This is a genomic window from Neisseria mucosa, assembly GCA_003028315.1.
Lineage (GTDB): Bacteria > Pseudomonadota > Gammaproteobacteria > Burkholderiales > Neisseriaceae > Neisseria > Neisseria mucosa.
This window is the reverse complement of record CP028150.1, coordinates 2,064,147-2,087,036: the sequence shown is the minus strand read 5'-3', so window position 1 is coordinate 2,087,036 and position 22,890 is coordinate 2,064,147. Positions and strand designations below refer to the sequence as shown.

Annotated in this window: 23 protein-coding genes; 18 read left to right on the top strand and 5 right to left on the bottom strand. The window is 53.1% G+C overall.

The window, feature by feature from the left end; translation table 11 throughout:
• Positions 1–104: 104 nt before the first annotated feature.
• The 7 genes from NM96_10510 to NM96_10480 all read left to right on the top strand — a co-directional run bounded on the left by NM96_10510 (position 105) and on the right by NM96_10480 (position 7,866).
• Entirely contained in the window at positions 105–932 is an 828-nt protein-coding gene (locus NM96_10510; protein ID AVR79694.1) for a class I SAM-dependent methyltransferase, read from the top strand.
• A gap of 257 nt (positions 933–1,189) precedes the next feature.
• Positions 1,190–2,614, top strand: a complete 1,425-nt coding sequence (locus tag NM96_10505; protein ID AVR79693.1) for a UDP-N-acetylmuramate--L-alanine ligase — start codon at positions 1,190–1,192, stop codon at positions 2,612–2,614.
• Between the two features lie 130 nt (positions 2,615–2,744).
• Positions 2,745–3,659, top strand: a complete 915-nt coding sequence (locus tag NM96_10500) for a D-alanine--D-alanine ligase (GenBank protein ID AVR79692.1) — start codon at positions 2,745–2,747, stop codon at positions 3,657–3,659.
• Complete coding sequence (locus NM96_10495; GenBank protein ID AVR79691.1) at positions 3,649–4,374, top strand: cell division protein FtsQ/DivIB; 726 nt, start codon at positions 3,649–3,651, stop codon at positions 4,372–4,374. Before NM96_10500 ends, NM96_10495 begins: the two co-directional genes overlap by 11 nt.
• A gap of 80 nt (positions 4,375–4,454) precedes the next feature.
• Positions 4,455–5,699, top strand: a complete 1,245-nt coding sequence (ftsA, locus tag NM96_10490; protein ID AVR79690.1) for a cell division protein FtsA — start codon at positions 4,455–4,457, stop codon at positions 5,697–5,699.
• A gap of 228 nt (positions 5,700–5,927) precedes the next feature.
• Positions 5,928–7,121, top strand: coding sequence for a cell division protein FtsZ (locus tag NM96_10485; GenBank protein AVR79689.1), 1,194 nt, complete (start codon positions 5,928–5,930; stop codon positions 7,119–7,121).
• A 289-nt stretch (positions 7,122–7,410) separates the two neighbouring features.
• Positions 7,411–7,866, top strand: a complete 456-nt coding sequence (locus NM96_10480; GenBank protein ID AVR79688.1) for a four-helix bundle copper-binding protein — start codon at positions 7,411–7,413, stop codon at positions 7,864–7,866.
• A 145-nt stretch (positions 7,867–8,011) separates the two neighbouring features.
• Here NM96_10480 and NM96_10475 read toward each other — a convergent pair whose 3' ends face one another.
• Positions 8,012–8,257 carry a tryptophan biosynthesis protein trpCF gene (locus NM96_10475; GenBank protein AVR79687.1) on the bottom strand — a complete coding sequence of 82 codons (246 nt, stop codon included), beginning with the start codon at positions 8,255–8,257 and terminating at the stop codon, positions 8,012–8,014.
• A gap of 20 nt (positions 8,258–8,277) precedes the next feature.
• On the opposite strand from NM96_10475, the gene NM96_10470 reads away from it, so the two are divergent.
• The 9 genes from NM96_10470 to NM96_10430 all read left to right on the top strand — a co-directional run bounded on the left by NM96_10470 (position 8,278) and on the right by NM96_10430 (position 15,823).
• Complete coding sequence (locus tag NM96_10470) at positions 8,278–9,078, top strand: ABC transporter ATP-binding protein (GenBank protein AVR79686.1); 801 nt, start codon at positions 8,278–8,280, stop codon at positions 9,076–9,078.
• 136 nt (positions 9,079–9,214) lie between these two features.
• On the top strand, positions 9,215–9,991 hold the full coding sequence (locus tag NM96_10465) for an ABC transporter permease (GenBank protein AVR79685.1): 777 nt from the start codon (positions 9,215–9,217) through the stop codon (positions 9,989–9,991).
• Positions 9,973–10,539 (top strand): outer membrane lipid asymmetry maintenance protein MlaD, encoded by a 567-nt coding sequence (gene mlaD, locus NM96_10460; GenBank protein ID AVR79684.1) that lies wholly within the window; start codon positions 9,973–9,975, stop codon positions 10,537–10,539. The genes NM96_10465 and mlaD overlap by 19 nt, the downstream gene beginning before the upstream one ends.
• Before the next feature lie 36 nt (positions 10,540–10,575).
• On the top strand, positions 10,576–11,166 hold the full coding sequence (locus tag NM96_10455; protein ID AVR79683.1) for a phospholipid-binding protein MlaC: 591 nt from the start codon (positions 10,576–10,578) through the stop codon (positions 11,164–11,166).
• Positions 11,167–11,264: 98 nt separating this feature from the next.
• On the top strand, positions 11,265–11,543 hold the full coding sequence (locus NM96_10450; protein AVR79682.1) for a sulfate transporter: 279 nt from the start codon (positions 11,265–11,267) through the stop codon (positions 11,541–11,543).
• A complete protein-coding gene (locus NM96_10445) occupies positions 11,540–12,340 on the top strand; it encodes an ABC transporter (GenBank protein AVR79681.1) in 801 nt (266 codons plus the stop codon). Before NM96_10450 ends, NM96_10445 begins: the two co-directional genes overlap by 4 nt.
• 58 nt (positions 12,341–12,398) lie before the next feature.
• Complete coding sequence (locus NM96_10440) at positions 12,399–13,550, top strand: lipid-A-disaccharide synthase (GenBank protein AVR79680.1); 1,152 nt, start codon at positions 12,399–12,401, stop codon at positions 13,548–13,550.
• 524 nt (positions 13,551–14,074) lie between these two features.
• Positions 14,075–14,665, top strand: coding sequence for a ribonuclease HII (locus NM96_10435; GenBank protein ID AVR79679.1), 591 nt, complete (start codon positions 14,075–14,077; stop codon positions 14,663–14,665).
• Positions 14,666–14,863: 198 nt separating this feature from the next.
• Complete coding sequence (locus NM96_10430; GenBank protein AVR79678.1) at positions 14,864–15,823, top strand: bile acid:sodium symporter family protein; 960 nt, start codon at positions 14,864–14,866, stop codon at positions 15,821–15,823.
• An 89-nt stretch (positions 15,824–15,912) separates the two neighbouring features.
• Here NM96_10430 and NM96_10425 read toward each other — a convergent pair whose 3' ends face one another.
• Both NM96_10425 and NM96_10420 read right to left on the bottom strand, forming a co-directional pair.
• Positions 15,913–17,295 (bottom strand): sel1 repeat family protein, encoded by a 1,383-nt coding sequence (locus NM96_10425; GenBank protein ID AVR79677.1) that lies wholly within the window; start codon positions 17,293–17,295, stop codon positions 15,913–15,915.
• Positions 17,296–17,569: 274 nt separating this feature from the next.
• On the bottom strand, positions 17,570–18,118 hold the full coding sequence (locus NM96_10420) for an oligoribonuclease (GenBank protein ID AVR79676.1): 549 nt from the start codon (positions 18,116–18,118) through the stop codon (positions 17,570–17,572).
• A gap of 201 nt (positions 18,119–18,319) precedes the next feature.
• Here NM96_10420 and NM96_10415 point away from each other — a divergent pair, with 201 nt between their 5' ends.
• Positions 18,320–19,108 carry an enoyl-[acyl-carrier-protein] reductase FabI gene (locus NM96_10415; GenBank protein AVR79675.1) on the top strand — a complete coding sequence of 263 codons (789 nt, stop codon included), beginning with the start codon at positions 18,320–18,322 and terminating at the stop codon, positions 19,106–19,108.
• Between the two features lie 284 nt (positions 19,109–19,392).
• Complete coding sequence (locus NM96_10410) at positions 19,393–19,836, top strand: large conductance mechanosensitive channel protein MscL (protein AVR79674.1); 444 nt, start codon at positions 19,393–19,395, stop codon at positions 19,834–19,836.
• 236 nt (positions 19,837–20,072) lie between these two features.
• Here NM96_10410 and NM96_10405 read toward each other — a convergent pair whose 3' ends face one another.
• Together NM96_10405 and NM96_10400 are read right to left on the bottom strand one after the other, a co-directional pair.
• On the bottom strand, positions 20,073–20,978 hold the full coding sequence (locus NM96_10405; GenBank protein AVR79673.1) for an Hsp33 family molecular chaperone HslO: 906 nt from the start codon (positions 20,976–20,978) through the stop codon (positions 20,073–20,075).
• Positions 20,979–21,137: 159 nt separating this feature from the next.
• Entirely contained in the window at positions 21,138–22,781 is a 1,644-nt protein-coding gene (locus NM96_10400; GenBank protein ID AVR79672.1) for a ubiquinone biosynthesis protein, read from the bottom strand.
• Between the last annotated feature and the right edge of the window lie 109 nt (positions 22,782–22,890).

Sequence of the window (22,890 nt, the reverse complement as noted above, 5' to 3'; positions counted from 1 at the left end):
GTCTGAAAACCAAGAAATCGGTTTCAGACGACCTTTTTGCAACTTGGCAGCCGTATTGTGCGGGAGTATGATGTAAATAGGAATTTCTCTCATTGGAGGTTGCCATGTCTGCAAAAATCTCTCCCGAAACCGTTTCCGTCCTGTCCAGTACTATGCTGATTCCCCTGTGGGCAAAGGCCGTAGAGCAGGGTAGGGCGCAGCCGCTTTTGCGTGATGACGAAGCCGTGCGGATGTTGGACAAGATTGACTACGACTTCGGCAAGTTTGCCAAAGCCAAAGCATCGCAGGTCGGCTGTTGCGGTCGGGCGAAGCTGTTGGACGATATGACCCGGCACTTTATCGCCGAACATCCCGATGCCGTCGTCGTGCAAATCGGCGCGGGGCTGGATGCGCGTTACGAACGCTTGGGTAAGCCGCGCATTACCGCCTGGTATGATTTGGATTTGCCGGAAGTGATTGAAGTGCGGCGTATGCTGCTGCCCGAGTCGGACAATCATTATCTGGGCGCGTCCATGTTCGACGAAGCGTGGATGAACACCGTTGCCGCGCACGGAAAACCCGTGTTGCTCGTGATCGAAGGCGTGTTGATGTATTTCGAAGAGACGCAAGTGCAGGACTTTTTCAAACAGGTTGCCCGCTGCCTGCCGCATGCCCAACTTGCCTTCGACACCATTCCCAAAATCTACATCGGACAAAGCAAACGCCACGACGCGCTCGGCAAAATGGACAAGCCGCCCGAGTTCCGCTGGGCGATAAGCGGAACGGACGACATCCGACGCCTGATATCGGGTGTGGAAATCATTGAAGAAGCGGGCTTGAGCAGCGTCTGCAAACCGCGTTATCCGTGGCTCTTGCGCCTTGTATATGCGACCGCGTGGGGACGGTGCAAATTGGATATGCGCTTGATGAGGATACAAGTGCCGTCAAGTTGATAAACGAGAGGTCGTCTGAAAACGGTTTTCAGACGACCTTATATTATGTTTTTGCTGGTATTTTGGTAGCTGAAGTCGAGTTTAAAAATGGGTAATTCGCCGCTGAACGAAACCTCTTTTTTACCCATATTGCCACCAATGTGAAATCCTGTATGCCGAAACATCTTTAATTTACAAGAAAACTATGGCGCAGAAGCGGATAGCCCTTTAAAATAACGCCTTTACGCATCGAAAATCCACCGGAACGCAACATCATGATGAAAAATCGAGTCACCAACATCCATTTTGTCGGTATCGGCGGCGTCGGCATGAGCGGTATTGCCGAAGTCTTACACAATTTGGGCTTTAAAGTTTCCGGTTCGGATCAGGCGAGAAATGCGGTGACCGAGCATTTGAGCAGCTTGGGTATTCAAGTTTATCCCGGTCATACCGCCGAACATGTTAACGGTGCGGATGTTGTCGTAACCTCTACCGCCGTCAAAAAAGACAATCCCGAAGTCGTCGCTGCTCTGGAGCAGCAAATCCCCGTCATTCCGCGCGCCCTGATGCTGGCGGAACTGATGCGCTTCCGTGACGGCATCGCCATTGCCGGTACGCACGGCAAAACCACGACCACCAGCCTGACTGCGTCCATCCTCGGCGCGGCAGGTCTCGACCCCACTTTCGTTATCGGCGGTAAACTCAATGCCGCAGGTACCAACGCCCGTTTGGGCAAAGGCGAATACATCGTCGCCGAAGCCGACGAGTCCGATGCGTCCTTCCTGCATCTGACTCCGATTATGTCCGTCGTCACCAATATCGACGAAGACCACATGGATACCTACGGACACAGCGTCGAAAAACTGCATCAGGCGTTTGTCGATTTTATCCACCGTATGCCGTTCTACGGCAAAGCGTTTTTGTGTATCGACAGCGAACACGTCCGCGCGATTTTGCCCAAAGTGAGCAAACCCTACGCGACTTACGGCTTGGACGATGCCGCCGATATTTACGCGACCGACATCGAAAGCGTCGGCGCGCAAATGAAGTTTACCGTTCATGTTCAAATGAAAGGACATGAGCAGGCGCCGTTTGAAGTCGTGTTGAACATGCCCGGTAGACACAACGTCCTCAATGCTTTGGCAGCCATCGGCGTGGCGCTGGAAGTCGGCGCATCCGTCGAGGCGATTCAGCGCGGCTTGCTCGGTTTTGAAGGCGTCGGCCGCCGCTTCCAAAAATACGGCGACATCAAGCTGCCCAACGGCGGAACCGCGCTGTTGGTGGACGATTACGGACACCATCCTGTCGAAATGGCGGCAACCCTATCCGCCGCACGCGGCGCGTATCCGGAAAAACGTTTGGTGCTCGCCTTCCAGCCGCACCGATATACCCGCACACGCGATTTGTTCGAAGACTTCACCAAAGTCCTCAATACCGTTGACGCGCTGGTGTTGACCGAAGTTTATGCCGCCGGCGAAGAGCCGATTGCCGCCGCCGACTCCCGCGCCCTTGCCCGCGCCATCCGCGTATTGGGCAAACTCGAGCCGATTTACTGCGAAAACGTCGCCGACTTGCCTGAAATGCTGTTGAACGTTTTACAGGACGGCGACATCGTGTTGAATATGGGTGCGGGCAGCATCAACCGCGTTCCTGCCGCGATGCTGGAGTTGTCGAAAAAGCCTGAGGCGGAAATTTTATCGTGATACCGCGATAGCCGCCCGATGAAGCGATGTCCCATCGGGTGGGCAAGCAAGATTAAGGTCGTCTGAAAACCCGATTCGTTTTCAGACGACCTGTATCAAAAAATGAAGTAATCAAGAAAGAACAAAAACAATGCAGAATTTGGGCAAAGTAGCCGTATTGATGGGCGGCTTTTCCAGCGAACGCGAAATTTCGCTGGATAGCGGTTCCGCCATTTTGAATGCCTTAAAAAGCAAAGGCATAGACGCACACGCCTTCGACCCTAAAGAAACGCCCTTGGCGGAATTGAAAACCCAAGGTTTCCAAACTGCTTTCAATATCCTCCACGGTACTTACGGCGAAGACGGTGCCGTTCAGGGTGCGTTGGAATTGTTGGGCATTCCTTATACCGGCAGCGGTGTCGCCGCTTCAGCCATCGGCATGGACAAATACCGCTGCAAACTGATTTGGCAAGCTTTGGGGCTGCCCGTTCCCGAGTTTGCCGTTTTGCACGAAGATTCCGATTTCGATGCCGTCGAACAGCAACTCGGCTTGCCCATGTTCGTTAAACCGGCAGCCGAAGGCAGTAGCGTCGGTGTTGTGAAAGTCAAAGAAAAAGGTCGTCTGAAAAGCGTTTACGAAGAATTGAAACACCTTCAAGGCGAAATCATTGCCGAGCGATTTATCGGTGGCGGCGAATATTCCTGCCCCGTCTTGAACGGCAAAGGCCTGCCCAGCATACACATCATCCCCGCGACCGAGTTTTACGACTACGAAGCCAAATACAACCGTGACGACACTGTTTATCAATGTCCGTCCGAAGACTTGAGCGAGGCTGAAGAAAACCTGATGCGTTCCCTGGCAGTCCGCGGGGCGCAGGCAATCGGGGCAGATGGGTGTGTGCGCGTCGATTTCCTCAAAGATACCGACGGTAAGCTGTACCTCTTGGAAATCAACACGCTGCCCGGCATGACGAGCCACAGTTTAGTACCGAAATCTGCCGCCCATACCGGCGTGGATTTTGCCGATTTATGCATTGAAATTCTGAAAACCGCACATGTGGGATGACGCAAGCGCACTGGGTCGGCTGACCCGCTGGCTGTTGCTGCTGATGGCATTGCTGCTCATCGGCACCTGCATAGCCTGGCTATACAACTCCAATCATTTTCCCGTCAAACAAGTGTCCATACAGGGCAAACTGACCTATTCGGACGGGAAGGAACTTCAGCGCGCCGCTCAACAGCACACGCACAGCAATATTTTCCGTGCCGATTTGGACGGTATTCAGGCAGCCTTTCAAAAGCTGCCGTGGGTGGATTCCGCCATGGTGCGCCGCCGCTTCCCCGATACCGTCGAAATCCATTTGACCGAGCGTGTGCCTGTCGCCCATTGGCGCAGCGGCGGTTTGGTCGATTCCAAAGGCAATGTGTTTGACGCCCAGCTCAAAGCCAAGCTGCCAATCTTTGAAGGACAGCCGGGTACGGGCAAAGACATGGTCAAACACTACGAAGAATTTTCCGGCATCCTCCGCCGGCAAAATCTGGCGATTAAAGAACTGATTTATACGCCGCGCTCCGCCTGGTTGGTGGTCTTGGACAACGGGATTACCGTCAGACTGGGAAGGGAAAACGAAATCAAACGCTTACAGCTTTTCGCTGAAATTTGGCCGACGCTGTTGCGTAAAAATCAAAATCGGTTATCCTACGTTGATATGCGGTATAAAGACGGATTTTCCGTGCGTTACACATCAGAGACGCCATCTGAAAATGTTTCAGACGACTAAAGCCAAGCAAACGGCGTGAAGCAAACTATTGCCAATACAGACAAATAGTTATAACTCCAGCGAAATAACGAGCAAATATAATGGAACAACAAGGTAAATATATCAGTGCCCTCGATATCGGCACATCCAAAGTCATCGCCCTGATTGGCGAAGTACAAGACGACAACGAAATCCACATCGTCGGACTCGGACAGGCACCGTCTCGCGGCCTTAAAGCAGGCATGGTAACCAACATTGACGCGACGGCCCAAGCCATTCAGCAGGCAGTCAATGAAGCCGAATTGATGGCGGACACCAAAATCAGCCACGTTACGACCGGTATCGCGGGTAACCATATCCGCAGCTTGAATTCGCAAGGGGTTGTCAAAATCAAAGACGGCGAAGTTTCGCAAGCCGACATCGACCGCGCCATCGAAACCGCCAAAGCCATCAACATCCCGCCGGATCACAATATCCTGCATACCGTGGTGCAAGAATACATCATCGACAACCAGCCCGGCGTCAAAGAGCCTATCGGTATGAGCGGCGTCCGACTCGATACCCGCGTACATATCATTACCGGTGCCAATACCGCCCTGCAAAACATCCAAAAATGTATCCATCGTTGCGGTTTGCAAATGGACCAAATCATGCTTCAGCCTTTAGCGAGCGGTCAGGCTGTTTTGACTGAAGACGAAAAAGATTTGGGCGTATGCGTCATCGACATCGGCGGCGGTACGACCGATATTGCCGTTTATACCAACGGCGCCATCCGCCATACTGCAGTGATTCCCGTGGCGGGCGATTTGATTACCAAAGATTTGGCACAAGCACTGCGCACCCCGCACAGCGCTGCCGAATACATCAAAATCCACTACGGCGTAGCGATTCCCGATATGGACGGCTTGGACGAAATGGTCGAAGTTCCCAGCGTCGGCGACCGCCAACCCCGCCAGATTTCCCGCCGCGTTTTGGCAAGCGTCATCGGTCCGCGCGTCGAAGAAATCTTAGAGCTGACCCTTAACGAATTGCGCCGTTCCGGCTTCCCTGAAGAAGTTCTCACATCAGGCATCGTTCTGACTGGCGGCGCATCTATGCTGACCGGCATCGTTGAGCTTGCCGAAGAAGTGTTCGGCCTGCCTGCACGCATCGGCGTACCTCAGGAAATGGGCGGCGTATCCGAACGAATCCGCAATCCGCGCTACTCAACCGCCATCGGTCTTTTGCAGGCGGCAAGGGGAGAGGAGGACGGCGCACCGGTGACCGGCGCTATCGTAGTTCATGACCAGGCTGAAAAAATCAGTTTGTGGGCAAGATTGATGAAATTCGTTAAAGACAATTTCTGATTGTTCCGTTACTTGCTTACAGGGAAAATGAGTTGCTGTTGGGGCGGAATGAAACTACTTGCAATAATTAAGAACCTGTATGCTTTCGTTAAAAAATGTAGTAAAAAAATAACGGTAATGGTGAATGAATAAGAAGTATTTTGCCAGTGTCTGAAGACTTCTTATATAATACGGATAATATCTAATTTTTGGACCGTCCTCGATGCAGGGCGCGCAGGAGTCATTTGAATGGAATTTGTTTACGACGTAGCTGAATCAGCCGCAAGCCCTGCGGTCATTAAAGTAATCGGCTTGGGTGGCGGCGGTTGCAACGCTATCAATAATATGATTGCCAACATCATCCAAGGTGTTGAATTTATTAGTGCCAATACTGATGCGCAATCTTTAGGTAAAAATAATGCGGCCAAACGCATCCAATTGGGTACTAATCTGACCCGTGGTTTGGGTGCGGGTGCCAATCCTGAAATCGGCCGTGCTGCGGCACAAGAAGATCGCGAAGCCATCGAAGATGCTATTCGCGGCGCGAATATGTTGTTCATCACCACCGGTATGGGTGGCGGTACCGGTACTGGTGCGGCTCCTGTGGTTGCCGAGATTGCCAAAGAAATGGGTATCCTGACCGTTGCGGTCGTTACCCGTCCGTTCGGCTACGAAGGCAAACGCGTACACATCGCCCAAGAAGGTTTGGAACAGCTCAAAGGCCAGGTCGATTCATTGATCATCATCCCGAACGACAAGCTGATGACTGCATTGGGCGAAGACGTCACTATGCGTGAAGCGTTCCGTGCGGCGGACAACGTCCTGCGCGATGCCGTAGCCGGTATTTCCGAAGTAGTTACCCGTCCCGGGTTCATCAACCTTGACTTCGCCGACGTTAAAAACGTAATGGGTATCAAAGGTATCGCCATGATGGGTTCCGGTTTTGCTCAAGGCATCGACCGCGCCCGTTTGGCAACCGAACAAGCGATTTCCAGCCCATTGCTGGATAATGTGACTTTGGATGGCGCGCGCGGCGTATTGGTGAACATCACTACCGCTCCGGATTGCCTGAAAATGTCCGAATATCGTGAAATCATGAAAGTGGTTAACGAGAATGCGCATCCTGAAGCAGAATGCAAATATGGTACTGCCGAAGACGACAATATGGGCGAAGACGCTATCCGCGTAACCATTATTGCGACCGGTTTGAAAGAAAACGGCAGCGAAAACCAAATGCGTGCGGCAGTCCGTACACAAAAATTGGTTAGCGGAAATGCCGAAGTAGCTCAGCCTGTGCAGGCTGGTAATGTCGATGGCTTGGTTCGTACCAACAGAGGCATCCGCTCAATGAATTTGACTGCCGCAGATTTCAGTAATCAATCTGTTTTGGACGATTTTGAAATTCCGGCTATTTTACGTCGTCAAAATAATTCGGACAAATAATTCATTCTGTTAAAAAAGCCTGCCACATCGTTGGCGGGTTTTTTTATAGTTTGGAATATATGGAGGCTTCACTTTTTTATACTTCATTAAGTATATTTTCGACTTTCGATTTATTGTCTGTCGAACCGTTGAATGATAGGATTGCGGCGGTAAGTGTAGTTCAATCGCTCAAAATTTCATAAACGGCTGATTTCAGACGACATCAATGATGCGCAGAAAGCTGCTGTCTTCGATTTTAGCGATTCGTTATGTTTCACTTCATATCAATGATTACATAAGGAAATACAGTATGAACCGTCGTCAATTCTTGGGTGGTACAGCCGTTTCTTTGGCAGCCGCCGCTTCATTCGCCCGCGCCCACGGACATCATGACCATAAAGGCCATTCCCACGCTGCCCCTGCTGCTGCGTCCAAAACCTATGAAGCAGCCAGAAAAGCGGCTGCCCACTGTGTTGAAGCAGGTCAAATCTGTTTGGCACACTGCATCAGACTGCTGAGCCAAGGCGATACTTCCATGAAAGATTGCGCAACAGGTGTCAACCAAATGCTGGCATTGTGCGGCGCGCTGCAAAACCTTGCCGCCCAAAACTCTCCGCTGACCCCATCTTTGGCAAAAGTCTGTGTTGAGGCGTGCAAACAATGTGCCGCAGCGTGCAAACAACACGCAGGCCACCACGCAGAATGTAAACAATGCTATGAGTCTTGCCTTGCCTGCATCAAAGAGTGCGAAAAAATCGCTGCTTAATTGACGCAGTCAATTATCGGTCTGCCTGTGAAACAAAGTTTGTTTTGCAGGCAGGCCGGTTTGTTTTGGATGGGAGGACTTTCACAAATTGATTTGAAATGTAAGTTTTGTTTGTAGAATGTTGTGTCTTTGCCTACAAATTTTGTCATAAATTTAAAACTTCACGCGCCGGCGAAAACGGTATGTTTAGGATTATTAAGTTCTGTAACGCGCCCCGTTCTGAAATGAAGACAACAGGTTGCAAGACTTCAATCTTAACCATTCCAATGGTCTTAAAATTTCTGCCAAACACATGATTTTCACGCTTCTTAACAGACGTTTTCTTGATAAGGTCGTCTGAAAATTGCCCGACACCTTGATAAGCTTTACAATGCAAGTAATTAAAATACATCCCGCCTTATCTTCCCTTTCATGAGTTCCGTACCCTTCATCGAAATGAAAGACGTTGCCTTCACGTATGGCGACCGTCCGATTCTGAACAATATCAATTTCAGCATTCCCCAAGGAAACTTCGCCGCCGTGATGGGCGGTTCGGGCAGCGGCAAAACCACGCTGATGCGGCTGATTACGGGTCAGATTCATCCGCAGTCGGGTAAGGTTTTGATTGAAGGACGTGATTTGGCGGGCTTTTCGGCTGACGAACTGTATGAACACCGCCGCCGCATGGGCGTGTTGTTCCAGCATGGCGCGCTGTTTACCGATTTGTCAGTATTCGACAATATCGCTTTTCCGATGCGAGAACTGACGCGCTTGCCGGAAGCGGTTATCCGCGATTTGGTTTTGTTGAAATTGAACGCGGTCGGTCTGCGCGGAGTGGAAAATCTGATGCCGTCTGAACTCTCTGGCGGGATGTCGCGCCGCGTCGCGCTTGCCCGCACGATCGCGCTCGACCCTGAAATCATGTTGTACGACGAGCCGTTTACCGGCCTCGACCCGATTTCCTTGGGCGTGATTGCCCACTTGATCAGCCGCGTCAACAAGGCTTTGCGTTCGACCAGCATTATGGTAACGCACGACATTGAAAAATCTTTGGAAATCGTCGATCAAGTGATTTTCTTGGCGCACGGCGAAATTATGTTCTCCGGCTCGCCGCAGGAAATGCGCGAACTGGATTCGCCTTGGGTGCGCCAGTTTGTCGGCGGACTGGCAGACGGCCCCGTCGCATACCGCTACCCGGCGCAAACGTCGTTGCAGCAAGATTTGCTTGGGTAGTTTTCAGACGACCTCGGTTTGCAGACCTCATCTGAAACGTCTGTACCGTTGTTGCCTGAAGCCGAAATCATTTTTCAGACGACCCATCATCATCCTAAAAGGTCGTCTGAAACCCGTTAATCCGTAATGGAAACCTATGAATTTTATCCGTTCCGTCGGGGCGAAAACCCTCGGCTTTATTCAATCTCTCGGCAGTATTACGCTGTTTCTGCTGAACATTCTGGCGAAATCCGGTACGGCTTTCGTCCGTCCGCGCCTGAGCGTGCGCCAAGTGTATTTTGCCGGCGTGCTGTCGGTGTTGATTGTTGCCGTTTCAGGGCTGTTCGTCGGCATGGTTTTGGGTTTGCAGGGCTATACGCAGTTGTCGAAATTCAAATCCGCCGATATTTTGGGCTATATGGTCGCGGCTTCACTGTTGCGTGAACTGGGTCCGGTGTTGGCGGCGATTCTGTTTGCCAGCAGCGCGGGCGGTGCGATGACCAGCGAAATCGGTTTGATGAAAACGACCGAACAGCTCGAAGCGATGAACGTGATGGCGGTAAACCCTGTCGCCCGCGTGGTTGCGCCACGCTTTTGGGCGGGCGTGTTTTCCATGCCGCTTTTGGCTTCGATTTTCAACGTGGCGGGGATTTACGGCGCGTATTTGGTCGGCGTAACCTGGCTGGGCTTGGACAGCGGCATTTTCTGGTCGCAAATGCAGAACAACATCACGATCCATTACGACGTAATCAACGGTCTGATCAAATCCGCCGCGTTCGGCGTGGCGGTAACGCTGATTGCCGTACATCAGGGCTTCCACTGCGTCCCGACCTCGGAAGGCATTTTGCGCGCCAGCACGCGCACGGTGGTTTCGTCCGCCCTGACGATTTTGGCGATTGACTTTGTGTTGACCGCATTGATGTTTACGGAATGACAGGTCGTCTGAAAACGAAACAAAGAACATTGGATATTCAAGGAACTTTAATGAAAAAGAATGTATTGGAATTTTGGGTCGGACTGTTTGTCCTGCTCGGCGTGGCAGCGGTCGGTTTTCTCGCTTTCCGCGTGGCGGGCGGCGCGGCGTTCGGCAATTCCGGCAAGACTTATACCGTATATGCCGATTTCAGCGACATCGGCGGCTTGAAGGCCAACGCGCCGATCAAATCCGCGGGCGTATTGGTCGGACGCGTCGGATCCATCGAGCTTGACCCGAAATCCTATCAGGCGAAAGTCCGCCTCGATTTGGACAGCAAATATCAGTTCAGCAGCGACGTTTCCGCGCAAATCCTAACCTCCGGCCTGTTGGGCGAACAATATATCGGACTGCAACAAGGCGGCGACACGGAGCCCCTCACTGCGGGCGATACCATTTCCGTTACCAGCTCCGCCATGGTTCTGGAAAACCTGATCGGTAAATTCATGACCAGCTTCGCCGAGAAAAACGCGGCGGGCGGCAACGATGCAGCAAAAACCACCGAATAAACGTACACCATCATATTGATACTAGGACACTTAATCATGAAAAAAACCTCTTTCATCAGCGCACTGAGCATCGGCATCTTGAGCATCAGCATGGCGGTTGCCGCCCCTGCCGACGCAGTGAACCAAATCCGTCAAAACGCCACTCAAGTATTGAGCATCTTAAAAAGCGGCGATGCCAACACCGCCCGCCACAAAGCCGAAGCCTACGCGATTCCCTATTTCGATTTCCAACGCATGACCGCGCTGGCAGTCGGTAACCCTTGGCGTACCGCGTCTGACGCGCAAAAACAAGCGTTGACCAAAGAATTTCAAACCCTGCTGATCCGCACCTACTCCGGCACCATGTTGAAATTCAAAAACGCCAGCGTCAACGTCAAAGACAATCCCGTTGTCAATAAAGGCGGCAAAGAAATCATCGTCCGCGCCGAAGTCAGCGTACCCGGTCAAAAACCCGTCAACATGGACTTCACCACCTACCAAAGCGGCAACAAATACCGTGCCTACAACGTCGCCATCGAAGGCGCGAGCCTGGTAACCGTGTACCGCAACCAATTCGGCGAAACCATCAAAGCCAAAGGCGTAGACGGACTGATTGCCGAGCTGAAAGCCAAAAACGGCAGCAAATAATGCAAAGACAAGCCATGCCGTCCGTTTTCAGACGACATGGCTTTCGCACACCATGACCTTCAGGTTTTATCATCCAAGATTAAGTTGACAAGACAGCCATGCAAACCGAACTTCGCGACGGTACGCTGCACATCAGCGGCGACGTAACCGTCAAAACCCTGACCGCCGCCGCCTTTACCCGCTTCAGGCAGCAATGTCGTCTGAAAGACACCCGCGCGGTCGATTTGAGCGGCGTCGGACGCGCCGATTCCGCCTGCGTGTCCCTGCTGCTTGACGCACTGCGCCACCCGGACGGGAAAATCAGCCTGCAAGGCATACCCGAATCCGTGCGCACCCTGTCCGAGCTTTACGAAATCAAAGACTGGTTGAACCCATGAAAAAAACCACCGCTTCACTCCTATTCCTCATCGGCCTGACCTCAACCCCCGCATTTGCCGAGAACAACCCCGCCGACCCTTACGAAGGCTACAACCGCGCCGTCTTCAAATTCAACGACAAGGCCGACCAATACGTCCTCGCCCCCGTCGCACGCGGCTACCGCAAAATAACGCCCAAGCCCGTCCGCACCGGCGTGAGCAACTTCTTCAACAACCTGCGCGACGTCGTCAGCTTCGGCAGCAACGTCTTGCGCCTCGATGTCAAACGCGCCAGCGAAGACCTCGTCCGCGTCGGCATCAACACCACCTTCGGACTCGGCGGCCTGATTGACGTCGCAGGCGCAGGCAGCGTTCCCGACAACAAAAACACCCTCGGCGACACCTTCGCCACATGGGGCTGGAAAAACAGCAACTACTTCGTCGTCCCGCTGCTCGGCCCCTCCACCGTCCGCGACACCGCAGGCAACGCCATTACCACCGTCTATCCCGTCAAAAGCGCTGTGTTCCACACCCCCGCAGGCCGCTGGAGCACCACCGGCTTGAACATCGTCAACACCCGCGAAGCCCTGCTTGACCTGACCGACGGTTTGGAAGACGCCGCCATCGACAAATACAGCTACACCCGCGACCTCTACATGAAAGTGCGCAGCCGCCAAACCGGCGGGACATTACCGCAAGGCGAGGATGACAATATCGACATCGACGAATTGGTGGACAGCGATGCGCCCGCAGCAACCGATTTTGCCGAACCGTTCCCGCAATCCGCTGCCGAATTTGAGCCGATTCCTGCCGAATAATCTCCATAAGGTCGTCTGAAAACCTTTTCAGACGACCTCAATCTATTTTCCTAAAACGATGATGAACCATTCCCCACTTATCGCCATCAGCGTCGGCGAAGCATCCGGCGACCTGCTCGGCGCGCACCTTATCCGCGCCATCAAACAACGCCGCCCAGATGCGAAATTCATCGGCATCGGCGGCGAACGCATGAAGGCGGAAGGGTTTGAGAGCCTGTACGACCAGGAAAAACTGGCGGTGCGCGGCTTTGTCGAGGTGGTCAAACGCCTGCCCGAAATCCTGAAAATCCGCAAAGGGCTGGTGAACGACCTCATCCGCATCAAGCCTGATGTCTTTGTCGGCATCGACGCGCCCGATTTCAATCTGGGCGTGGCGGAAAAACTCAAAAAGGCGGGCATCCCCACCGTCCATTATGTCAGCCCGTCGGTGTGGGCGTGGCGGCGCGAACGGGTAAACAAAATCGTGCATCAGGTCAACCGCGTGCTGTGCCTGTTCCCAATGGAGCCGCAGCTTTACCTCGATGCGGGTGGCAAAGCCGAGTTTGTCGGCCATCCGATGGCGCAGACCATGCCGCTGGACGATGACCGTGCTGCCGCGCGCGCCAAGTTGGGCGTGGCCGACGAAGCTGTCGTGTTCGCCTTGCTGCCGGGCAGCCGTGTCAGCGAAATCGACTATATGGCTCCTTTGTTTTTTCAGACGGCCTTATTGCTGCTCAAACGCTATTCGCAGGCGCAATTCCTGCTCCCCGCCGCCACTGCCGCCACCCGCAGGCGTATCGGTGAAATTTTGGCGCAGCCCGAATTTTCCGCCATTCCCGTTACCATCACCGACAAACAGTCCGATACCGTCTGCACCGCCGCCGATGTCGTGTTGGTAACCAGCGGTACCGCCACCCTTGAAGTCGCCTTGTGCAAACGGCCGATGGTCATCAGCTACAAAATTTCGCCGCTGACCTATTTTTATGTGAAACGCAAAGTCAAAGTGCCGCATGTCGGCCTGCCCAATATCCTATTGGACAAAGCCGCCGTGCCGGAGCTTCTGCAACACGATGCCGAGCCGGAAAAACTCGCCGCCGCCGTTGCCTATTGGTACGACCACCCCGAAGCTGCCGCCGCCCTGAAACAGGATTTTCGCGAACTGCATTTGTTGCTGCGCAAGGATACCGATGCGTTGGCGGCTGAAGCCGTATTGTCCGAAGCAGGCTTTTAGCGAAACCCGCTGCACTCGTTTTCACTTCGTTGAAGCTACGCTTTCAGACGACCTCTGATACTTATTGCCTGATAAAGAGCATGTCCGACCTGCGGGCTGAATCTGATGGTTTTGCAGTAAATTCAAATCAGAAAACCACGCGCCGTCATTCCCGCACAGGCGGGAATCTAGAAGTTTGAAATGATGACAATCTTTAAATAGTTTTGAATACTTGAGGACTGGATTCCCGCCTGTGCGGGAATGACGGCGGGCGATAGGTGCCGTATCAAAGATGAAGTGAATCGGCTATATGGCTTGTCTGTCCGACCGAAACTGACAGGCCCATTTTTGTAGCGTGGGCTTTGCCCGCGAAAACGTTTCACAGCATAAAAATAGGGCAGGGCGGGCTTGAACCACCCTACAAGACCGACGCTGCTTCCACGCAGGTGGAAATGACAACGGTACCCGCCATATCATTCAAAAGGTCGTCTGAAATCCTTTTCAGACGACCTCTCCCGTTAACCGAACCTTATCACTGAAACGCTATGTCTCCCATCCTCCTTGCGGGCATGGACGAAGCAGGGCGCGGGCCGCTGGTCGGCAGCGTGTTTGCCGCCGCCGTCATCCTGCCCGAACGTTACGACTTGCCTGGCCTGACCGATTCGAAAAAACTCAGCGAGAAAAAGCGCGATGCTTTGGCGGTGTTGATCAAAGAACAAGCCGTTTCGTGGAGCGTCGCCTCCGCGTCGCCCGAAGAAATCGCCGAACTCAATATCCTGCACGCCACCATGCTGGCAATGAGCCGTGCCGTACACGGGTTGGCGGTCGTGCCGGATAAGGTATTGATAGACGGCAACCGCGTTCCGAAAGATTTGGGCATTTCCGCCGAAGCCGTCGTCAAGGGCGACAGCAAAATCATCGAAATCTCCGCCGCTTCCGTCCTTGCCAAAACCGCGCGCGATGCCGAAATGTATGCGCTTGCCGAACGTTATCCGCAATACGGTTTCGACAAACACAAAGGTTACGGCACAGCGCAACACCTCGCCGCCCTGCAAAAATACGGCGTGCTGCCCGAACACCGCCGCGATTTCGCACCCGTGAAGGCGTTGCTGGCGCAGGGCAGGTTGTTTGAGTGAGGCAGAATGGATTAAAGGTCGTCTGAAACGTTTCAGACGACCTTTTCTTTACATCCCGTTACAAAGCCGTGTATGCTTCGCGTTTAGACGGATGTGAAACAAATATCAACGGCCAAACAGATTTTGATGTTTGTGTGTTGCTTTATTTCACTGTTCTCCTTATCAATAATCTTATCAACCGTACCGCACATACTATTTATGAACACTATTGCACGAATCAGCCACTTTGTCGGCAAAACCTTCTCATTTTGGGCGGCATTGTGCGCCGCCGTTGCTTTCTTCGATCCCGAATTGTTCAAGTGGGTACTGCCCTACATCACTTGGCTTTTGGGCATCATTATGTTCGGCATGGGGCTGACGCTGACGCCGTCAGATTTTAAAATTGTCGCCAGTCATCCAAAAGCCGTCCTTATCGGCGTGGCAGCGCAGTTTATCATTATGCCGCTGACTGCCTATTTTTTGGTCAAGTTGTTAAATTTGCCTGCTGAAGTTGCCGTGGGCGTGATTTTGGTCGGCTGCTGTCCGGGTGGTACGGCCTCCAATGTGATGACTTTTTTGGCGCGCGGCAACGTTGCCTTGTCCGTCGCAGTTACATCGGCTTCCACCTTGCTGGCTCCGCTGCTGACGCCTGCTATTTTCCTGCTTTTGGCAGGTGAAATGCTCGACATCAATGCGCAGGCGATGTTTGTTTCCATTGTTCAAATGGTGTTGCTGCCCATCGCGCTCGGCGTGGTTGCACATACTGTGTTCCGCAAACAGACCGAACGCGCTACCGCTGCCTTGCCTTTGGTTTCTGTGATTGCCATTGTGTTGATTATCGGTGCGGTCGTCGGCGCGAGCAAAGGTAAAATTATTGAGAGCGGGCTGTTGATTTTCGGTGTCGTGGTATTGCACAACGGCATCGGCTACCTGCTCGGCTTCTTTGCAGCCAAAATCTGCAAGCTGCCGTACGATGCGCAAAAAACGCTCGCTATCGAAGTAGGTATGCAGAATTCCGGTTTGGGTGCGGCATTGGCGGCCGCGCATTTTGCCGCTGCCCCTGTCGTCGCCGTACCTAGCGCGCTGTTCAGCGTGTGGCACAACATTTCCGGCTCGCTGCTTGCATCTTATTGGTCGGCGAAAGCAGATAAAGAATCGAAAGCGGAATTATCCGATTAAAAGAGTTCGGCAAAAGACAAAAGGTCGTCTGAAAACTTTTTCAGACGACCTTTTATTATTGCCGGATGGAAATCAACGGCGGCTTATCTTCAACGTTCGCACTGCCATTGCTCCAATATTGCCCTGAGTTCCTGCGGGTTGCCATATCCGTTGTCTGCTGCCGCCTGAAGGTAATCGTAGGCGGCGGGAACATTCATGGCGGTACCTTGTCCGTGGTAGAGGAGGAATGCCGAATAATATTGCGCTTCAGGATGGTTTTGTTCCGCCGCTATGCCGAACCAGTACGCCGCCGAACCAGCATCGGCAGGAATGCCCAGACCGTGATAATAGATTTTGCCCAAACCGGCTGCTGCATCGGCATGATTGCAGACGGCGGCTTCCAGATAAAGCTGTCGTGCGCGCGCGTAGTCTTTTTTTTGTCCGATGCCGTCAAGGCAGGCGGCGGCAGAGCGGCAAAGCTGCTCGGTTTCCTGACGCTGCAAGGCTTCGGATTTGAGTTTTTCGTAATGTTCGGGTTGGTGCAGGGCGGCCTCGCTGAGCAGCTTCTGTACGGCGGCCATGCTGCCCAATGCGGCGGCGTGGCGGTAGTATTGTTGCGCGGCGGATAAGTCGGGGCGTATGCCCAGTCCGTAGCGGCAGAGGTCGCCCATCAGGCATAACGCGTCCGGAAACTGCCTGTCTGCGGCGGTTCTGGCGTATTTGAATGCCTGTAACGGGTCGCGGTCGGTCAGCTTGCCGGTCAGATATTGCCGTGCCAGGGCGGTTTGTGCCGCCGCATTGCCCTGAACGGCGGCAAGCCTGTACCAAGACAGGGCGTCTTGGTTTCCTTTTGCAGCCAATAAATCTGCCAGCAGGATTTGTGCTTCGACCCAGCCGTGTTCGGCGGCATATTCCAAATAGACTTCTGCCTGCGCAGAATCGGCAGAAACGCCGCAGCCGTAAAGGAAGGATTTCCCTAATTGCAGGCATGCCTGCGACCAGCCCTGGGAGGCTGCCTGGTTGTACCAATTTAGCGCCTTTTCCCAATTATCCGCCAGGGCATACTGCCGCGCGATAAGGTATTGCGCTTCAGGGGATTGCGGGGCGGCGCATTGTGCCCAATAGAGAAATTGCAGGTCGTTGCGTTCTGCGTAATAACGCATCAGTGCGGTTTGCGCCGCTGAGAACCCGCGTTCGCCGAAATCTGCGTAGGCAGCCAGCAGTTTGTCGGCAGCCAGCCCGAAACGGTCGCTCCAGTGCAGCAACCTGTATGCCGTATCCGGAAACCCTCCGGATGCGATGTATTCTACGCCTGATAATGCCCTGCGGTTTTCCTTGCCGCCAAGCAGCATGCCGCACATACGGTATACTGCTTTTTCGTCCCCGTCTTCCATGATTTGCCGCAAAGGCAAAAAGTCCCGAAGATTGCCCTCGAAAGGGGGTTCTGTCGGGACGATATCTTGCAGCGATAATCGTTTGGGAATGATGGTCATGGCATCGGAATAGGCATTTTGAGTAGTGTATTATACTGTTTTCTGTAATTGTGTGTCAGCGTTTGTTCAGAATCTTGAAATGTGGAACCGGCATTTTTGTCGGTTTGCCGCATTGATACGGTAGCATTTGGCAGGAGATGCGTAGATTTCGGGAGGGTGTATGACTGACGTAAGCGCGCTACACAGACTTTCAAAATGTAAAAAGGTCGTCTGAAAGAATGGGTTTAAGGCTTTCAGACGACCTTTTTGTATTGTTGCTTGTATTGGCAAGGATTTAAGGCAGTTTCAAGAAGTTTTCGCGGTAGTAGCGCATTTCCTCGATGCTTTCGAGAATGTCGTCCAAAGCCTGATGCGAACCGCGTTTTATCACGCCTTTGGCAACGGGCGGATTCCAACGTTTAGCGAGTTCTTTCAGGGTGGACACGTCCAGATTGCGGTAGTGGAAATACGCTTCGAGGCGCGGCATGTATTTGACCATGAAGCGGCGGTCTTGATGGATAGAATTGCCGCACATAGGCGTGGCTTTTTCGGGAATCCATTGCGCGATAAAGTCCAGCAGTTTCTGCTCCACTTCCGCTTCGGTGAGTTGCGATTCGCGCACGCGCCGGGTTAATCCTGTACGACCGTGGGTGGCGGTGTTCCATTCGTCCATGCCGTCGAGCAGTTCGTCGCTTTGGTGGACGACATAAACTTCGGACTGCGCCAAGACGTTCAAATCGGAGTCGGTGATAATCATGGCGACTTCGATAATGCGTTCGCGTTCGGGGTCAAGCCCGGTCATTTCCATATCGAGCCAGCAGAGGTTGCTTGCGTTTTGAGTCATTTCAGACGACCTTTTCCGTTGAAAACAATGGGCGGCATTATAAGGGATTTGACGTGCAAAGGTCGTCTCAAAAGGTTTCAGATGACCTTCGTTTTCCGTCAGGACGACAGGTTATCTCTTGTTTTCTATACCGAAACCGCCCCAGTTTGCTATAATGCCCAGTTTCATCAAACCGCAATACCACACTTTAAAGGACAAAAAATGGGTTTTCTGCAAGGTAAAAAAATCCTGATCACCGGCATGATTTCCGAGCGTTCCATCGCTTACGGCATTGCCAAAGCCTGCCGCGAACAAGGCGCGGATTTGGCGTTTACCTACGTTGTCGACAAACTGGAAGAGCGCGTCCGCAAAATGGCCGCCGAATTGGGTTCCGAACTCGTATTCCGCTGCGATGTCGCCAGCGACGACGAAATCAACCAAGTTTTCGTCGATTTGGGCAAACATTGGGACGGCTTGGACGGCCTCGTCCACTCCATCGGCTTCGCACCGAAAGAAGCCTTGAGCGGCGACTTCCTCGACAGCATCAGCCGCGAAGCGTTTAACACCGCACACGAAATTTCCGCATACAGCCTGCCCGCATTGGCAAAAGTCGCCCGTCCGATGATGCGCGGCAGAAACTCCGCCATCGTCGCCCTGAGCTACTTGGGCGCGGTTCGTGCGATTCCGAACTACAACGTCATGGGCATGGCAAAAGCCAGCCTCGAAGCAGGCATCCGCTTTACCGCCGCCTGCTTGGGCAAAGAAGGCATCCGTTGCAACGGCATTTCCGCCGGTCCGATCAAAACCCTCGCTGCTTCCGGCATCGCCGATTTCAGCAAACTTTTGGGACACGTCGCTTCCCACAACCCGCTTGGCCGCAACGTAACCATTGATGAAGTCGGCAACACCGCCGCCTTCCTGCTCTCCGAACTCTCTTCAGGCATTACCGGCGAAATCACTTACGTTGACGGCGGTTACAGCATCAACGCCCTGAACGACGAAGAGGCGTAATGATTTGTAATATTTCGTAGAAAAAGACAACTTATTACTCAAAAATCCGTCTGAATAAGTGGTGTAAAAAAGTTACACTCCGATTTCAGACGGTTCTTTTTTCATATAAAAGGCGGCATATTTCGGGAATTTTGTCATAAAAACAAATTTTAACTTTTATAAAATTTGTTTAACAAATAACACGATACCATGCCTGCCGGTTTGAAAAAGCCCGTCCGTCACTTCGGACGCACTTTTTTTTTAAAATTTCACTTTATTATCCACAAACATACAGGAGGACATTTATGTCTATTGCTTCAGAATTCAAACAGTTTATTATGCGCGGCAACGTTATCGACTTGGCAGTCGGTATGGTCGTCGGTACTGCGTTCAGCGGCATTGTTAAATCTTTGGTTGACGACGTAATCATGCCCCCTATCGGTCTGTTGATCGGCGGCGTTGACTTCTCCAACCTGTTCATCGCCCTGAAAGACGGCGCACAAGCCGCTCCGGAAGGCGGCTATGCCAGCTTGGCAGCAGCACAGGCAGCCGGTGCCGTTACTCTGAACCTCGGCCTGTTCATTAACTCCGTTATCAGCTTCCTGATCATTGCTGCTGCGATTTTTGCCGTTATCAAAGCGTTGAACTCCATGAAAAAAGCCGAAGCACCTGCCGAAGAAGCACCTGCAGAGCCTAGCGAAGAAGTATTGCTGTTGCGCGAAATCCGCGACTCTCTGAACAAAAAATAATCTTTTGAAGATTTGAAATAAAAGGTCGTCTGAAACCACATGTTTGGTTTCAGACGACCTTTTGGTATCCATCTGCCTTTGATTTTAAAGCAGGTGATAAGGTTCGGACTTGTGGGAAACACACGTTACGGGCTTGTTTCTCCTAAAGCCTGAACCGTATCAATAAAAGAAAGGTCGTCTGAAACCTAAAATCGTTTTCAGACGACCTTTGCTTAATTAATATTAAGCGTTGATGTTTATTGCAGACGCTTGGCTTCGTCTAAGACGGCGTTGACCACATCGGCACCGAAGAGGGCGTTGACATCGGTTTCGTCGAAGACGTATTTGGCATGGCAGAAGTCGCAGTCGATTTGGATGCTGCCTTGTTCGGCGACCACGCCGCCGACTTCTTCGCCGCCCAGCATGAGCAGCATATCGCTGACTTTCCCGCGCGAACAGGTGCAGGCGAATTCGATGCTTTCCGGATCGAAGACGCGCGGAGGGGTTTCGTGGAAGAGACGGTAGAGGACGTGTTGTGCGTCCAGTCCAGTCAGTTCTTCGGGAGTCAGGGTTTGAACCAGCGTGCCGACGTGTTCCCATGATGCCGCGTCAGGTTCTGTCTCAGGCAGGCGTTGCACCAAAAGTCCGCCGCAGGCATCGTCTGATGAGGCAAGGACGATTTGGGTATCGAGCTGTTCGGAGCGTTTGGTGTAGTTGATAAGCATTTGGGCGATGCTGCCGCCTTCGAGCGGGACGACGCCCTGCCAAGGTTCTGCGTCTTTGGGCTGAAGGGTGAGGACGAAGACGCTGTTGCTGCCGAGAAGGTCGGTCAGGCTTTCGTCGTCGTTGATTTCGGCGGTTTCGTCCCAGCGCGCGGTGGCGCGGACGGTTTGGTCGGAAGTGGCTTCGACGACGAGCATTTTCAGACGACCTTGCCCTTGAACTTGGACGATGAGCGTGCCGTCGGTTTTGAGGTTGCCGGACAGGAGCGCGCCTGCGGCAAGGAGTTCGCCCAAGGCGCGGCGGATGGCGGCGGGATAGTGTTTTTGTCCGACGATGTGTTTCCATACGTTTTCAAGGCGGACGTGCAGACCGCGAACGGGCATATCGTCGAAGATGAAACGGGTGCGGATGTCGGCGTGGTTGATCTGGGTTTGCGGCATAAATTCCTCTGTTATATCTGGATGACGGATTGACGGCTATATGGTTGCGTCCGCAGGGAAATCAAGGTCGTCTGAAAACGTTTTGGCGAATCCTGCGCCCTTGGTTTTCAGACGACCTGTTTGTTTTTGAGCTGATTGATTATCTGAGTAAACGTGCAGCTAGTGCTTCCCCGACCGCCACACCGACCAGATAATCCACAGGCTGTTGGCGAAGGCGATAAGGTAGCCGACGAAGCCGATAAACTTGGGGCCGGTGTCTATGCTCATGACGATGGACGAACCGATAATCAGGGCGGCGGTGACGATGCCCATGGTCAGGCGGTTGGCGGCACTGTCGATTTGATGGCTGATGCGGTCTGACTGCTTGAGGTCTAGGGTGATGCCGAATTTGCCTTTTTGCAGCATTCTGGTCAGCCTGAAGAAGTCTTGCGGCAGCGACTCTGCCATTTGCAACAGGGTGCGCAGTTGCGTTTTGGCGTTGCGGGCGATGTGGGCGGCGGAGGCTTGTTCTTTGACGGCGGCTTCGGTGATGGGTTTGGCGCGTTCGAGCAGTTCGATACTGCCGTCGAGCCGTTTGACGACGCCTTCGAGGGTGATGAGGGTTTTGAAGAGCATCACGAGGTCGCCGGGCAGGGTCAGCCCGTGGCGGCGCATGATGGAAGTGATGTCGTTGATGACTTGGCTGACGCGCAGGTCGCGGATGGGCGTGTGTTCGTAGTTGAGCAGCATTTCCAAAACATCGGCGCCGAGCAGGTTTTCGTCGGGCAAATCGCCCTGCGCCCAGTCGCTGAGGACGTATTGGATGAGCAGCGCGTCGTTGTTGGTCAGAGCGTTGATAAGGTTGAGGATTTCGCGGCGGCGGGTGTTGCCGAGGTGTCCGACCAGCCCGAAGTCGATGAAGGTGATGCCGCCGTTGTCGTTGATGAAGATGTTGCCCGGATGGGGGTCGGCATGGAAAAAACCTTGCCGCAGCATCATGGTGAAGAGGGTGTCGGTAATCCGTCCGGCAAGTCCGCTGCGCAAGGAGTGGGGCATGGTTTCAAGGTCGGCGTCTTTCAGGAGCGTGCCGCCGATGTAGTCTTGTACGAGGATGTGCCGGTTGGAAATGTCGGGATAGACGGCGGGGATGCGGACCAAGGGGTCGTCTGAAAAGGTCTGGCCGAAGCGCTGCATATAACGCAGCTCCACCGATAAATCGGTTTCTTTCGCCAGACTCTTGGCAAAATAGGCGACCATCAATACGGGCTGGTAACGGCGCACTTCGGGGATTTCGGATTCCATCAGTCTGGCGAGGTGGTTCAAAATCCGCAGATCCGCCTGAATGACCGGCTCGATGTCGGGGCGTTTGACTTTGACGGCGACGGCAGTTCCGTCTAAAAGTTCGGCGCGGTGTACCTGAGCCACCGACGCGCTGCCTGCGGGTTTCGGGTCTATGCTGCGGAACACTTCGGAAACGGGTTTGCCCAAATAGGCTTCGACCAAAGTATAGATTTCAGACGACGGTATCGGCGCGACGTTGCTTTGCAGTTGTTCGAACTCTTCAATCCACTCCGCCCCGAAAATATCGACCCGCGTGGACAATACCTGACCGAGTTTGACGAAGGTCGGACCCAGCTCTTCAAACGCTTTGCGGAAGCGTCGCGGCGTACTCATATAACGGCTGTCGGGATGCACTTCGTCCCCGCTCGCCGCGCCCAAACGGATACGCTGAACAAAGCCGCCCAAGCCGTATTTCGTCAGTACGGTAATAATTTCGCGCATTCTGGAAAAGTCGCGCATAGCGAGCAGAGTGGGTATCATCATCGGTTGGGTGTCTTCGCAAATTTTTTATAAACAACGATTTAACGCAATATAACAGACGCTTTTTTGCCAAACATCCTGTTTTTTATATACAATCGCCTGCATATCCTAG